The sequence below is a fragment of the Komagataeibacter saccharivorans genome, assembly GCF_003207825.1.
GTDB classification, from domain to species: domain Bacteria; phylum Pseudomonadota; class Alphaproteobacteria; order Acetobacterales; family Acetobacteraceae; genus Komagataeibacter; species Komagataeibacter saccharivorans.
The window spans coordinates 25,818-40,026 of sequence record NZ_NKTY01000017.1 but is presented as its reverse complement, the minus strand read 5'-3'; the positions used below and the strand labels follow the sequence as shown (position 1 = coordinate 40,026).

Sequence of the window (14,209 nt, the reverse complement as noted above, 5' to 3'; positions counted from 1 at the left end):
TATCGCTCATTGATGGGCTTCCGCCTTCTGGGCGGGGGCTGCATGCGTGCCGGACTGGAGTTCCGCCAGTTGACCCGGCAGCGCCTGTGCCCAGTTGGTGATGCTGCCTGCGCCAAGGCAGACCACGAAATCACCGGGGCGGGCGATGGCGTTGATCATTTCCGCCAGATGTTCCGGGCCGGGCAGGGGCACGACCGAACGGTGCCCGCGTTCACGCAGTCCTTCCACCAGCGCGTCACGGTCAATGCCATCAATCGGCTGTTCGCCCGCCGCATAGACATCGGCGATGATGACGGTGCCCGCATCGTTCATGCAGGTGCAGAATTCGTTGAACAGGGTCTGCAGCCGGGAATAACGGTGCGGCTGCACCACCGCGATCACGTTGCCCGCGCCCGCCTGCCGGGCCGCCTTCAGCACGGCGGCGATTTCCACGGGGTGATGGCCGTAATCGTCGATCACGGTAATGCCGCCGGTTTCCCCCGTGCGGGTGAAGCGGCGCTTGACGCCACGGAACGCGGCGAAGGCGGAGCGGATGGTCGCGTCGTCGATTTCCATCTCCGTGCCGACAGCAATCGCCGCCAGCGCGTTCTGCACATTATGGTGGCCAAGCATGGGCAGGCGGAACGGCCCCGCCCGGCGGGAACGGTTGCGGTTGCGGTTGGTGATCACGACCTCGAACGTCGCGCCCAGCTTGTCGGTAATGACCTTTTCCGCGCGCACGTCCGCCTGCGGGGAAAAACCATAGGTGATGATCCGGTGGTCCGACAGGCGCGGGATCATCTGCTGAACGGCGGGATGGTCGATGCACAGGACCGCAAAGCCGTAGAAGGGGATGTTGGACACGAACTGGTCATAGGCCGCCTGCATGGCCTCTTCCGTGCCCCAGTGGTCCAGATGCTCGGGGTCCATGTTGGTCACGACCGTAATGACGGAGGGCAGGCGCAGGAAGGAGCCATCGCTCTCATCCGCCTCCACCACCATCCAGTCACCCGAGCCCATGCGGGTATTGGTGCCGTAGGCTTCGATGATGCCGCCATTGATGACGGTGGGATCAAGTTTCGCCGCTTCCAGTACTGCGGCGACGAGGCTGGTTGTCGTGGTCTTGCCATGCGTGCCGCCAACCGCGACCGACCAGCGCAGACGCATGAGTTCCGCCAGCATTTCCGCCCGGCGCACTACCGGGATCAGCCGTGCGCGCGCGGCCACGACTTCGGGGTTGTCGCGCTGTACGGCGGTGGATGTGACCACCACCTGCGCATTGCCAAGATTGGCCGCGTCATGGCCGATGGTCACGGGAATGCCCGCGGCCCGCAGCCGCTGGACATTGGCGTTTTCCGCAATGTCGGAACCCTGCACCACGTAGCCGAGCATGTGCAGCACTTCGGCAATGCCGGACATGCCGATCCCGCCAATGCCGACGAAATGAATGGTGCCAATGGAAAGGGGCAGGGCTCTCATGTAACCGGGTCTCCGTAATCGCGCAGCGGGAATTAAGCGGTGCGGGGCTGCTCAGGCAAGCGTGCTTCTATCATGTCCGCCAGACGGGTGGCGGCATCGGGACGGCCAAGGCTGGCCGCGGCCTGTGCCGTGCGGGCCAGCAGGTCACGGTCGCCCAGCAGGGCGGTAAGGCGGTCGGTCAGGGCGGGGGCGGTAAAATCAGGCTGGCGGATCATCCATGCAGCCCCCGCGTCGCTCAGCGCCTGCGCGTTGGCGCCCTGTTCATCACGGGCCGCGATGGGCAGCGGCACCAGCAGGGACGGACGCCCCGCCACGGTCAGTTCCGCAACCGACGACCCGCCCGCACGGCCAATGACCAGATGGGCGGTGCGCAGGCGATCGGGCACATCATCAAGGAATGGCGCGACGTGGGCGGGAATTCCCGCCGTGGCGTATGCCGCGCTGACACGCGCCACATCTTCCGCACGTGCCTGCTGTGTCACCTGAATCCGCGCGCGCAGGGCAGGGGGCAGGGCGGCAAGGGCCGTGGGCACGACATCACTGAACACCCGCGCGCCAAGCGATCCGCCCCAGACCAGCAGGTTTATGACCCCATTGGACGGACTGTACCCTTCTGCCGCCAGTGCCGCGATGTCAGGCCGTACCGGCATGCCCGTAAGGGTGGTGGGAATGGCGGCGGGCACCCCCGCGACAAGGCTGAAGGAGGTCGCGATCGCATCCATGCGCGACGCCAGGAAGCCATTGGCCTTGCCCAGAACGGCGTTGCCTTCATGCACGAACAGCATCGGCCGTATGGCCCGTGGCAGCAGGCTGCCCCCCAGCAGTGGCGGAACGGAAGGATACCCGCCAAAGCCAATGACGGCGGATGGCCGCAGCCGCGCCAGTATGCGCCGCGCCTGCATCGTGCCCCGTGCCAGCGCGAATGCCGCGCGTGCGGCCCGGACTGCACCGCGTCCCGCAATGCCGCCGCCGGGCAGGACAAACTGCTGGCGGCTTGCGAATATGCCGCTTTCGCGCACGCCCGCGCGGCGGTCGGTCATGAGGATGATGTCATGTCCCCGTCGCACCAGTTCGCAGGACAGGGCTTCGGCAGGGAAGAAATGGCCACCGGTCCCTCCGGCCGCGACAGCAATGCAGTGACGGGTCATGACGGTACTTTCCGGTTTGAAGAGGGGGCCTGCCCGAACTGTCCGAACCGGCCTTCGCCCAGCCGGCTGCGGGTCAGGGCCAGAACCATGCCGATGGTCAGGGCGACCGACATGGCGGACGATCCGCCATAGGAAATGAACGGCAGGGTCATACCCTTGGTCGGGATCAGGTGCAGGGTCGAACCCATGTTTACGAAAGCCTGCAACCCGAACCCCGTCATCAGTCCCGCCGTGGCCACCGCGATGAACGGATCGTTCTCGCGCAGCAGCTTGAGCAGCGTGCGGATGACCATTACGGCAAACACCCCGATGATGAACAGACATATCAGCATGCCGAATTCCTCACCCGCCACGGCGAATACGAAGTCGGCATGCGCATCGGGCAGCAGGTCCTTCACCCGGCCTTCACCCGGCCCGCGCCCCAGCAGCCCGCCATTGCCAAAGGCGCGCAGGGCGGTATCGATCTGGTAATGGTCGCCCACGGCGGGATGCAGGAAACGTTCCACGCGCGAACGCACATGCGGGAACACCATATAGGCCCCGATGAACGCCGCGACCATGCTGGCGGCCCCTGCACCGACCAGAAACAGGCTGAGCCCGTCGATGAAAAGCTGGGTCAGGAAAACGGTGGTGATGACGCTGAGCATCCCGATATCAGGCTGCGACTTGAGCAGCAGCAGCACGACCCCGAACAGCCCGAACGCCACCAGCAGGCCGGGGAAATACCGCCGCTCCTTACGCACCGTCAGCAGCCAGGCCGTGACAACGGCAAAACAGGGCTTGAGGAATTCCGATGGCTGGACCGACATCATCGGCAGCGCGATCCACCGGCGCGCGCCCTTGATCTCGATCCCATGCACAAGGGTCAGGAACGTTGCCCCCAGCGCCAGCACGAAGCCCACCCAGGCGGCTATCCGCACCCCGCGCAGGGACAGCAGCGACGTGGCGATGACAATGCCCGCCGCCAGCAGCAGGAAGCAGACCTGCTTGAAAATGAACATGTCGCGCGACGCACCGATACGCACCGCCACCGCCGGACTTGCCGCCAGCATCAGGATGTAGCCAAAGCCGATCAGGATGCCGACGCATATCAGCGTGACCCGGTCGATGCTTCGCCACCACCGCGCCGCCTGCGAGGTGTTTATGCGCGACAGGCCACTCATGCGCGAAGACTTCCACCTGCATGCGCCGTCAGATCGCGCACAAGGGCCGCGAAGCGCGCTCCACGTTCCTCAAACCCGCTGAACTGGTCGAAGCTGGCGCAGGCCGGTGAAAGCATTACCGCATCCGCGTGCAGTGTGCGTGCCGCCTCCAGCGCATCCGGTACGGCGCGTTCAAGCGTATCGACAATACGGCAGGGAATATCGTGGCGTTCCAGCGTCCGCGCCAGTTCAGGGGCATCGCGCCCGATCAGCAGGGCAAGGGCAATGCGGTCGAACAGGGGGGCAAGATCCTCGATGCCGCCTGCCTTGGCGATGCCGCCCGCAATCCAGATCATCCGGTCATGGCAGGCCAGCGCACGGGCGGTCGCATCGGCGTTGGTGGCCTTGCTGTCATTGATGAACCGGATGCCATCAATGGTTCCCACCACTTTCTGCCGGTGATCCAGCGCGCGGAACGATACCAGCGCGGGTTCTATCGCCGTCCGTGGCACGCCCAGATGCAGCGCCATGGCACTCGCCGCTGCCGCGTTTTCACGGTTATGGGTGCCAGGCAGGTCATGGACAGGACGCAGATCCGCGATGACGCCCTGTTGGTCACATAGTGCCGTGGTGGTGCAGTACAGGTCACATTGCGCGACATCGGTGCCGCTTATGCATGCGATACGGGCGCGGGATGCGGCAAGCCTGCGGTGCAGCTCGGCAAGATTGGGCAACGTGGCCCCCAGCACGGCCAGGTCGCCCTGATGCTGGTGATCGAATACATGCAGCTTCGCCGCGACATACCCAGCCATGTCCCCATGACGGTCCAGATGGTCGGGCGTCAGGTTCAGCAGGCAGGCGGCATCGAAATGCAGCCGTTCCAGCCGTTCGAGCATGTAGGACGACATTTCGAGCACATAGACACCGTTATCGGGCAATAATGGCAGCGAGAGGGCGGCTGGTCCCAGATTGCCCCCCACAGCCACGGGCACGCCAGCGCTTTCCAGCATATGGGCCAGCAGCACGGTGGTAGTTGATTTGCCGTTGGTGCCGGTGATGCCTGCAAAACGTGCGCGACTGCCTGCCGCCCGGACGGCACGGAACAGGATTTCCGCATCCGATACGATGGGCACGCCCGCTTCCATCGCCATGGTCGCAAGCGGATGCGGCGCGGGCAGGCGGTGCGGGATGCCGGGGGACAGGATAAGGGCGGCAAGCCCCAGCATGCCGGTAAAGGGGGCGATCTTCAGCCGTTCATGGGTGGGTAGCGCGGCGCGCGCGCTGGCATTGTCATCCCACGCCTGCACGCTGGCCCCCATGGCCAGCAGTGCGGCAACGGCTGCGTTGCCATTACGGCCCAGTCCCGCCACCCCGTAATGGTAGCCCGCGAACAGGGTAGAAGGAAAAGAGCCGTTCAACGCAGTTTCAGCGTGGCCAGACCACACAGCCCCAGCACGATGGATACGATCCAGAAGCGGATTACGATCTTGGATTCAGCCCAGCCCTTTTTTTCGAAATGGTGGTGCAGCGGGGCCATCAGGAACACGCGCCGTCCGGTGCGCTTGTACCAGAACACCTGAATGATGACGGAAAATGTTTCCACCACGAACAGGCCGCCCACAATGCACAGCACCAGTTCATGCTTGACGGCGACGGCGACGGCACCCAGCGCCCCGCCAAGCGCCAGCGATCCCGTATCCCCCATGAACACGGCCGCGGGTGGTGCGTTGAACCACAGGAAACCAAGTCCGGCACCCACCAATGCCGAACAGAATACCCCCAGTTCCCCCGTGCCGGGTACGGCATGAAGCTGCAGGTAGTCAGCGAAGATATGGTTGCCGACAAGGTAGGAAATCAGCGCGAAGACCAGGGACGCGACGATAACCGGCACGATGGCCAGTCCGTCCAGCCCGTCGGTAAAGTTCACCGCGTTGCCAAAACCCGTAATCGTGATCATGGCGAACAGGGGAAAGGCATAGCCAAGTGGCAGCAGCAGGTCCTTGACGAAGGGGAAGGCCAGATGATTGGCAAGGTCGGGCGGCATGAGGCTTTCCAGCCAGATCCCCCCGATCAGCGAGGCCGAGAACTCACACCCCAGCCGCATGCGTTTGGAAACGCCATCGGTATTGCGGCGGGACAGCTTGAGGTAGTCATCCGCGAACCCCACCGCGCCAAAAGCCAGCGTGGTCAGCATCACCGCCCATACAAATCCGTTGGTAAGGTCAGCCCATAACAGCGTCGATCCGAACAGTGAAAGCAGGATCAGCACGCCGCCCATGGTGGGGGTGCCCACTTTCTCGATCAGGTGGCGTTCCGGACCCAGCTTGCGGATGGGCTGTCCCTCGCGCTGGATGCGACGCAACTGCGCAATCAGCGGATTGCCCAGACACAGGCTGATGAGCAGCGCGGTCATGCACGCCGCGCCGGAACGGAAGGTGATGTAGCGGAACAGGTTGAGCACGGAAGTATGGGACGTGGCATGCTGCTGGAACAGGTCATAAAGCATCAGGCCAGCCCCGCCTGCACGGTATTCGCCCGCAGGGCCGCAACGATCCGGTCCATCCGGCTGCCATGACTGCCCTTGACCATTACGGTGTCACCGGCGCGCACGCTGGCGCGCACGATGGGGGCCAGCAGTTCGGAATCGGGCGTCCACCCCCCCTGTAGGGAAGAAGGCAGGGTGTCGAAGAGTATTTTCATATTCGGGCCGCAACAGAAGACAGTATCCGCGTTTTCACGGACAGCAGGAAGGAGGGAGGCATGCTCATGCCCCGCGAACGTGCCCAGTTCAAGCATGTCGCCCAGCACGACGACCCGCCGACCGGCTGCGACAAGCCCGAGCAGGTCAAGTGCCGCGCGGACGGATGCAGGCGAGGCATTATAGCTTTCGTCGAGCAGTGCAACACTATCGTGCATCACATGGGTGATGGCACCACGCCCGGTGCCGGGGCGGAAGGTGGCCAGACCATCTGTCGCGCGCGTCATGTCCGCGCCGCAGGCATCGGCCGCGGCAAGGGCCAGCATGGCATTTGCCGCCATGTGGCGTCCCGGCGCATTGATGCGGGCCTGCCCGTGCCAGCCGGGCAACCGGATGTCCAGATCGCTGCCCTGCGTGTCATGCCGCGTCACTTCGACCGTTACGGTGCAGGTGGCGTCGTATCCAGCACGCCACAGGCGGGCACCTGATCCGGCGGCATTCAGCACGAAATAGTCCTCGCCCGTTATGCCAGCGGGAATGATGCCGGTGCCACCGGGGGGCAGGGCGCGCATGATCTCCGCCTTTTCACGCGCGATGGCATCCACGCTGCCCATAAGCCCCAGATGGGAGGAAGCGACCGTGCTCACGACCGCTACATCCGGGCGCACCATACGTGCCAGCGGCAGGATCTCGCCTGCATGGTTCATCCCGATTTCGCACACGCAGTAGGCGGCACCGGCGGGCAGACGCGCCAGCGTAAGCGGCACGCCCCAGTGATTGTTGTAGGACGCCACGGCGTAATGCGTCGGCCCGCAGGCTTCCAGCGCGTGACGCAGCATGTCCTTGACCGATGTCTTTCCCACGCTGCCGGTCACCGCCACCATGCGCCCGGCAAAACGCGCGCGGGCAAAGCGTGCCATGTCCTGCAGGGCGACCAGCGTATCGGCAACGGACAGGATGCGCGGATCGGCAATGTCGCAGCGTTCATGGACAATGACAGCCGCCGCACCCGCGTCCAGCGCCGCGCGGACATGGGCATGGCCATTGCTGCGTTCCCCCTGCAGCGCAATGAACACATCACCGGGCCGCAAGGTACGCGTGTCGATCGAAACGCCCGTGCCTGCGATATCGGATGGGATGGTGGATGGAAAATGTCCCGATGTCGCGGCCAGCAGGTCCGCGCGGCTCCATAGCAAAGTCATATAGTCCCCGTCAGGCCACGGATTACCGTGGCGTCGTCAAAAGGCAGGATTTCCCGGCCTATGATCTGCCCCTGCTCATGCCCCTTGCCCGCGACCACAAGCACGTCGCCCGCTTCCAGCATGTCCAGCCCGGTGGCGATGGCCTGACGACGGTCGCCGATTTCAAGCGCGCCGGGGGCGGCGGCCATGATGTCGGTGCGGATCGCGGCGGGAGTTTCGGAGCGGGGATTGTCATCCGTCACGATCACCCGGTCGGCAAGGCGGGTCGCGGTCGCCCCCATGACCGGACGCTTGCCCCGGTCACGGTCGCCGCCGGCACCCATCACAATAATGATCCTGCCCTGCGTATGCGGGCGCAGGGATTGCAGCAGGCGTTCAATGGCGTCGGGCGTATGGGCGAAATCAACATAGGCGGCAGCCCCGCTGGGCAGGACGGCCACGCGCTCCATGCGGCCCCGGACGCCATGCAGGCGCGGCAGCAGGTCGATGGCATGGTCTACCGATGCTTCCGTCTCCCCCGCCATGGCGGCGGCAAGAAGCAGGTTATCGACCTGGAAATGCCCGACCAGAGGCACCGTAACCTCACGCCGTCCGGCGGGGGTTGCGACATGCAGCACCTGTCCCGTGGGGGTCGGACGTGCTTCCAGCAGCTTTACCGTCTCACCCTGCGTGCCGGTCGTGCGCAGGATCAGATTACGCCGCAGCGCCACATCGCGCAGGGCGGCGCAGGTGGTCGGGTCCATATCCGCGTTGATGGCCGCTATGCCGCCTTCGGGCAGGACGGTGTCGAACAGGCGCAGTTTGGCCCCGCGATAGGCTTCGCTACTGCCATGATAGTCCAGATGGTCGCGCGTCAGGTTGCTGAAACCGGCCACATAGGGCGCAAGCCCGTCCAGCCGCCGCTGCTCCAGCCCGTGGGAGGACGCTTCTGCCGCCACATGGGTTACGCCCCCTTCGGCCATCGCACCCAGCAGGTGCATAAGCCCCACGCTGTCGGGCGTGGTCAGCACGGGGCCGCAATCGGGCAGCGGGCAGGGCGCAATGGCGCCCAGCGTGCCGATCGTGCCTGCCTTGAAGCCCTGCAGGGTCCATATCTGGCGCAGGAATTCAACCGTGCTGGTCTTGCCATTGGTGCCGGTTACCGCGGCGATATGTGAAGGCAGGCGGGGTGTCAGCGCACGGGCGATCAGCGCCAGCGCCCGGCGTGCGTCATCCGCGCGCAGCACGGTTATGCCGGGGGGAGGGGTGAAAGCCGGGTCCGTATCCAGCAGCAGCGCCGCAGCCCCTGCCGCCATGGCCTGCGCGATATAGGCCCGGCCATCCTGATGGGTGCCGCGCAGCGCGGCGAAGATCATGCCGGGGCCAATGTGGCGGCTGTCAGCGGAAATACCGGTAATGTTCAGGTGTTCTGCCCCGGCGGGGCATGACAGGTCCATCCCTGCACGGCGCAGGACTTCAGGCAGGCGCATCATTCATCCCCTGTCGCGCGGGTGCTGGGCGGGTGTGCGGCGTACGTCGTTGCGGGCGTGCAGGGCGCGGTCCGTTATCTGCGCGGTATCGGTAGCATCACGGGGCGTGCGGGCGTGGCGTGCGGCACGGGCCGGGGCATCGTGTTCATGGTCATGTTCATGCAGATGCGCGGTGCCCGGATCGTAATCCGGTCCCAGCGCGCGATAGCCGCGCGGCACAGCCGGTTCCATCGGGATCGCCAGTTCGGCCTCGATCGCTGCCGTGTGCTGCGTATCGGGGAACAGGCCAAGCATGGGCGCTATGCGCGTGATCATGTGCGATGCGGTGGGGGCCGCGTTCCAGCCCGCCGTTGTCCAGCCATGGGTCTGCGCCGTGGGCTTGGGGCTGTCGAGCATGACATAAATGGCGTAACGCGGCGCATTCATCGGGAAAATGCCGGTAAAGGCCGATACGTTGACGTGCTTGAGATAGCCGCCATGCGGACCGATTTTTTCCGCCGTGCCGGTCTTGCCGCCCACATAGTAACCCGGCGATTCCGCCTTCTGCCCCGTCCCCTTGACGACATCGAGGCGCAGGATCTTGCGCAGGATATCCGCATTGGCGGCCGAGATCACACGTTCCGCATCGGGCGGGATGTCCGCGTCGGATGCAGCCGGTTCGGCTCCCGGCACCGCAGGTGCGCTGTCATGGGCCAGCAGGGTGGGCTTGAGCAGGAAGCCGCCATTGGCGGTCGCTGCCGTGCCGCGCACGATGGATAGCGGGGGTTCGGCCACACCATGGCCGAACGCCACGGTCATGGTGGTTGAAACGCCCCAGTTATGGAGGGATGGGATGATCGGATGGCCTGCTTCCGGCAGTTCGACCGGCACGCGGGAGAAAAAGCCCATATGCCGCAGCCAGTCCTGCTGCCGCGCGGCCCCCGCATCCAGCGCGATATGCGCCGCCGCCGGGTTGGAGGAATAGGCCATGACTTCAGGCAGGTACAGCCACGGCGCGAAATGGTCGGACTTCATGTCCGATATGGTGAAGCGGCCGATCTTGATGGGAATGCTGGAAAAGCGGTCCCAGATATGGGCCACCCCTTCCTGCAGCGCCATGGCGGTGGTCTGCAGCTTGAAGGTCGAGCCGGGTTCATACATGCCCGTCACCGCCCGGTTGAAGCGTGAGTCCGGGGGGGCCTTGCCAAAATCATTGGCGTCATAATCGGGCAGGCTGACCATGCTGATGATCTCGCCCGTATGCACGTCCATCACGATGGCGCAGGCGCCGATGGCCTGGAACATGTCCATGGCCCCCTGCAGTTCATCATGTACCACGTTCTGCACGCGGACATCCATCGACAGGCGCAGCGGCGTGCGGTCAGTATCCAGCCGCCGGTCGAAATAACGCTCGATCCCGGCCACGCCGTGGTCGTCGATATCAACCCCGCCCAGAATCTGTGCCGCCACGCGCCCCATGGGGTAGCGACGACGCTCCCCGGGTTCGAAATACACACCGGGAATGCCCAGATTGTTGATGGCGAGTTCCTGCGCGGGGGTAATGTCGCGCGCCAGATAGACGAACTGCTTGTTCAGCGACAGGCGGCGCTTCGTTTCCGCCTCGTTCAGGGTTGGCAGCACGCTCTTGAGCTTATGGGCCGCATCCGTCGGGTCGATCATCTCCAGCGGGTTGGCATAGACCTGTGCCACCGGCAGCGACATGGCCAGCACCTGTCCGGTGCGGTCAATGACCGATGCCCGGTGAACCTGCGGCAGGACGGTGTCGCCCGCGATAATGCCCTTGGGGTCGCTTTTGGGAATGGGGGGAACCTGCGGCGCGATCTGCTGCTGCTGTGGCGGCATGGGCCGGATGATCGTGGCCAGTGTCAGCTTGAAACTGATGGCCGAAAAAAGAACGAAGAACCCGCCCGCCAGAAACAGCAGGCGCGCATGCATCCGGTCCTGCGCCATAAGCGTGCGCAGGCTTCCCCCCGGGGGGAGGGAAGCCTGCTCGCTTCTGCCATTTCGGTCATGGATCGGGTTGCTCATGCGCGTTCCGGGCGTGAAAGCCGGTAGAAAGGAAAATCAGTTGCTGACGGGAACCGGCGGCGGCAGGGCGCTGACATGCGGGCTGCCAAGGGATGTGCTTCCCATATGCGCCACCGCCGTCGGGTGCCATGCCACATCGGCAATGTTCTGGCTGCGGACGCGATAGGCGGGCATGCGGGTGGCAGGCACCACAGTGTCATGCTGGACGCTGCTGGCCACAGGGGCCGGTTCGACCGCCGCAACCCGTTCCGGCGCGCGGACATGTTCAGGGGCCGCTACATGCGGCGGCGTGCGTACGTCATTCTGCGCCATCGCCCTGACCGGGGTGTCACGCGGTGTTTCCACATGGCGCGGCGTAGCGGTGGCAACCGCATGATCCACATGCGCTGCCATGGCTGTGCTGACAGCAGGGACGATACGGGGGGATGACGTCACCGGTGCGTCGGCCTGTGCCGGCGTCATGCCATGGTCGGCTGCCAGGGTCGCAACCATGACGGCGCGCGGGGCGGGCGCGGGATGATGCGGCGCACTGCCGACGGCGGGCAGGTGGCTGCTCAGGGCGGACATCTGCACGAACTGGCCTGGGGCCACGGTCTGCAGGCTCCGGTCATAGCGGCTGGCGAGGTTTGCCAGCCGGTCGGGCTGGTTCAGCATGGCCCATTCGGCCCGCAACATGGCGGTTTGTGAACGCGTACGCTCCGTCTGCTCCACGATCTGGGCGATCTGGTGGTCCAGCGCGGTAGTCTGCTGCTTCTTGTTATACAGGAACAGGCCAGACACCGCCGCCATGACGGCGCAGAATAACGTAACAAACCGACTCATCGGGCAGGTTCCGATACTGGGGTTGGGGGAGCCGTGCATTCCATCGCGCGCAGCCGTGCACTGCGGGCGCGCGGATTGCGGCGGGTTTCATCTTCACCGGGGCGAACAGGGCGTCCGGTCAGGAGCGTAAAGCGCGTCCGCTCGGGGCGGAGCATCATGGCGCGCGGGTCATGGCGCGACGGGGCGGGCATGCGCCCGGCTGCAAGGGACATGGCCTGCTTGACCAGCCTGTCTTCCAGCGAGTGGAAGGAGACGACCACCAGCCGCCCGCCGGGCGCCAGCAGGGCAGGCGCCTGTTCCAGCACGCGCCTGATCTGTCCCAGCTCGTCATTGACGTGGATGCGTAGCCCCTGGAACGTGCGGGTTGCGGGATCAATGCCGGAACGGTCGGGCCGCACGACCGAACGCACCACATCAGCCAGCTGGGTCGTGCGCAGCAGCGGGGCTTCGGCGCGGGCGGCCACGATGGCGCGCGCCACCCGGCGCGACATGCGCTCTTCGCCATAATGGTAAATGATGTCGGCCAGTTCTTCTTCCGGCGCGTTGTTGACCACATCGGCGGCTGTGGGCCCCGTATCGGCCATGCGCATGTCCAGCGGCCCGTCCATGCGGAAGGAGAATCCGCGATCGGCCTCGTCAATCTGATAGGACGACACGCCGAGGTCGAGCACGATTCCATCAACCGCCGTAATGGCGTTTTCCGCCAGTAATTCGGCCATGTCCCCGAAGCCACCATGGAGCATATGCAGCCGTGATCCACCGCTACCATCAGGATAGGCGGGGGCGAGTGCAGCGCCGCGCTCCATGGCCGCGGGATCGCGGTCGATGCCCCACAGGGTGCAGTTGCCGGAAGCCAGAATGGCGCGGGCATAGCCGCCACCGCCAAAGGTGCCATCCACGTAGCGCCCGCCATCGCGCGGGGCCAGATATTCCATGACCTCGGCCAGCATTACGGGCACATGGCCCGGATCGTGCGGGGGGAAGGCTGCGTTCATGATGACGCGCTCCCGCTGCCCGTGCCACGACCGGCCGTAAGACGGCGGGCACTGTCGCGTGCCGCCTGACGGCGTTCCATCGCGGCCTGCGGGTCCCAGATCTGGAAGGTGCGGCCCAGCCCCATGAACGCCACCTGATCGGTAAGCCCGGCATGGCTGCGCAGGGTTTCAGGCAGCAGGATGCGGCCTTCCCGGTCGGCTTCGAACGGGTACGCATCGGCATATAGCGCTGTGGCGAGGTCGTCGTGGTCTTGGGAAAAAATATCCATCTCATCCAGCGGGCGGGTCAGTGCGGCAAAAGCATCGGCGGGCCATGCCTCAAGGCAGGGATGCAGATGGGACGGTCGCAGGATGGCAAGCGGTTCGCCCGATTTGGCCCTGGCACGCAGCGCCGTGCGGAATGCGGAAGGGATGGAAACCCGTCCTTTTGCATCCAGCCGGTTCTGGTGTGTGCCCAGGAATACACTCACGCTGCGCGATGCCCTCCCTTGCTTGGCACGTATTTCAGAAACCGACCGTATTCAGCCCAGACCGTCACGCCTGAATTCTGGTGACTGCCCTTTGCCCGGTGTAGGAATGGGATAACATGGGATTTTATGGGCGGTCAATTAAAGATGCGCGAAAGATGGCCGAAAACCGCAGTTATTCAGCACAGACACAGGTGCGGGCAGGTAAAGCGCACAATCTGCATATAAAATGGCGATGCTGTGGCAGGTTTATGTTTTGTTCTTTTGGGTAATACTTGTTAACAACACGGCGTGCGACGCTGTCGTTACGCGCGTTGTGGTGCGGATTGGGTAAATACCAGACGGTCTGTAAGCCGGGTTCTGTCCGCCCCGGAAGGGGCGGGACGGTCATTCCTCTGCGATGAGTCTTGCGACACACCTTGCGCGACCAACCCGAACGACAGGGCGGAAAACCCCCGATGGCGCCTTGCGGCCCATCCGCCGTTCCTATTCGGTCTTGCTCCCGGTGGGGTTTACCCTGCCATCCATGTTACCATGGATGCGGTGCGCTCTTACCGCACCGTTTCACCCTTGCCCCCAACACTGCCCGTATTGCTACGGACACCGCCGTGAGGGCGGTCTGTTTTCTGTGGCACTGTCCCTGGGGTCGCCCCCGCCGGCCGTTAGCCGGCACCGTTTTTCCGTGGAGCCCGGACTTTCCTCCATCACATGGCAGAACCACGCGACAGCGACCGTCCGACCGTCTGGCATGCGGAAACTGGAGGTGCAGGGGGGCTGCGT

General features: G+C 64.8%; 11 protein-coding genes and 1 other RNA gene. All 12 read right to left on the bottom strand.

What is annotated here, in order from left to right:
- Nucleotides 1-6: 6 nt before the first annotated feature.
- Nucleotides 7-1,458 (bottom strand): UDP-N-acetylmuramate--L-alanine ligase, encoded by a 1,452-nt coding sequence (gene murC, locus CFR79_RS10540; RefSeq protein WP_102323366.1) that lies wholly within the window; start codon nucleotides 1,456-1,458, stop codon nucleotides 7-9.
- Between the two features lie 32 nt (nucleotides 1,459-1,490).
- On the bottom strand, nucleotides 1,491-2,606 hold the full coding sequence (murG, locus tag CFR79_RS10535) for an undecaprenyldiphospho-muramoylpentapeptide beta-N-acetylglucosaminyltransferase (RefSeq protein ID WP_110547883.1): 1,116 nt from the start codon (nucleotides 2,604-2,606) through the stop codon (nucleotides 1,491-1,493).
- The gene (locus CFR79_RS10530; RefSeq protein ID WP_102323368.1) at nucleotides 2,603-3,769 is read right to left on the bottom strand and encodes an FtsW/RodA/SpoVE family cell cycle protein; all 1,167 of its coding nucleotides are present in this window, start codon (nucleotides 3,767-3,769) and stop codon (nucleotides 2,603-2,605) included. Before CFR79_RS10530 ends, murG begins: the two co-directional genes overlap by 4 nt.
- On the bottom strand, nucleotides 3,766-5,166 hold the full coding sequence (gene murD / locus CFR79_RS10525) for a UDP-N-acetylmuramoyl-L-alanine--D-glutamate ligase (RefSeq protein WP_110547882.1): 1,401 nt from the start codon (nucleotides 5,164-5,166) through the stop codon (nucleotides 3,766-3,768). Before murD ends, CFR79_RS10530 begins: the two co-directional genes overlap by 4 nt.
- Nucleotides 5,163-6,254 carry a phospho-N-acetylmuramoyl-pentapeptide-transferase gene (gene mraY, locus CFR79_RS10520; protein ID WP_110547881.1) on the bottom strand — a complete coding sequence of 364 codons (1,092 nt, stop codon included), beginning with the start codon at nucleotides 6,252-6,254 and terminating at the stop codon, nucleotides 5,163-5,165. Before mraY ends, murD begins: the two co-directional genes overlap by 4 nt.
- Nucleotides 6,254-7,648, bottom strand: a complete 1,395-nt coding sequence (locus CFR79_RS10515) for a UDP-N-acetylmuramoyl-tripeptide--D-alanyl-D-alanine ligase (protein ID WP_110547880.1) — start codon at nucleotides 7,646-7,648, stop codon at nucleotides 6,254-6,256. The genes mraY and CFR79_RS10515 overlap by 1 nt, the downstream gene beginning before the upstream one ends.
- Nucleotides 7,645-9,117: a UDP-N-acetylmuramoyl-L-alanyl-D-glutamate--2,6-diaminopimelate ligase gene (locus CFR79_RS10510; protein WP_110547900.1), complete on the bottom strand. Its 1,473-nt coding sequence runs from the start codon at nucleotides 9,115-9,117 to the stop codon at nucleotides 7,645-7,647. The genes CFR79_RS10515 and CFR79_RS10510 overlap by 4 nt, the downstream gene beginning before the upstream one ends.
- 3 nt (nucleotides 9,118-9,120) lie before the next feature.
- On the bottom strand, nucleotides 9,121-11,145 hold the full coding sequence (locus tag CFR79_RS10505) for a peptidoglycan D,D-transpeptidase FtsI family protein (protein ID WP_110547879.1): 2,025 nt from the start codon (nucleotides 11,143-11,145) through the stop codon (nucleotides 9,121-9,123).
- 36 nt (nucleotides 11,146-11,181) lie between these two features.
- A complete protein-coding gene (ftsL, locus tag CFR79_RS10500; protein ID WP_110547878.1) occupies nucleotides 11,182-11,967 on the bottom strand; it encodes a cell division protein FtsL in 786 nt (261 codons plus the stop codon).
- Nucleotides 11,964-12,962: a 16S rRNA (cytosine(1402)-N(4))-methyltransferase RsmH gene (gene rsmH, locus CFR79_RS10495; RefSeq protein WP_110547877.1), complete on the bottom strand. Its 999-nt coding sequence runs from the start codon at nucleotides 12,960-12,962 to the stop codon at nucleotides 11,964-11,966. The genes ftsL and rsmH overlap by 4 nt, the downstream gene beginning before the upstream one ends.
- Entirely contained in the window at nucleotides 12,959-13,432 is a 474-nt protein-coding gene (gene mraZ / locus CFR79_RS10490; protein WP_102323375.1) for a division/cell wall cluster transcriptional repressor MraZ, read from the bottom strand. Before mraZ ends, rsmH begins: the two co-directional genes overlap by 4 nt.
- A gap of 330 nt (nucleotides 13,433-13,762) precedes the next feature.
- Nucleotides 13,763-14,176, bottom strand: an RNA gene (gene rnpB / locus CFR79_RS10485) — RNase P RNA component class A.
- Nucleotides 14,177-14,209: the final 33 nt, after the last annotated feature.

Bases quoted from the DNA above. Each gene is read 5' to 3' on its own strand.
- murC (WP_102323366.1), bottom strand. From the start codon at position 1,458: ATGAGAGCCCTGCCCCTTTCCATTGGCACCATTCATTTCGTCGGCATT.
- murG (WP_110547883.1), bottom strand. From the start codon at position 2,606: ATGACCCGTCACTGCATTGCTGTCGCGGCCGGAGGGACCGGTGGCCAT.
- CFR79_RS10530 (WP_102323368.1), bottom strand. From the start codon at position 3,769: ATGAGTGGCCTGTCGCGCATAAACACCTCGCAGGCGGCGCGGTGGTGG.
- mraY (WP_110547881.1), bottom strand. From the start codon at position 6,254: ATGCTTTATGACCTGTTCCAGCAGCATGCCACGTCCCATACTTCCGTG.
- CFR79_RS10515 (WP_110547880.1), bottom strand. From the start codon at position 7,648: ATGACTTTGCTATGGAGCCGCGCGGACCTGCTGGCCGCGACATCGGGA.
- CFR79_RS10510 (WP_110547900.1), bottom strand. From the start codon at position 9,117: ATGCGCCTGCCTGAAGTCCTGCGCCGTGCAGGGATGGACCTGTCATGC.
- CFR79_RS10505 (WP_110547879.1), bottom strand. From the start codon at position 11,145: ATGAGCAACCCGATCCATGACCGAAATGGCAGAAGCGAGCAGGCTTCC.
- ftsL (WP_110547878.1), bottom strand. From the start codon at position 11,967: ATGAGTCGGTTTGTTACGTTATTCTGCGCCGTCATGGCGGCGGTGTCT.
- rsmH (WP_110547877.1), bottom strand. From the start codon at position 12,962: ATGAACGCAGCCTTCCCCCCGCACGATCCGGGCCATGTGCCCGTAATG.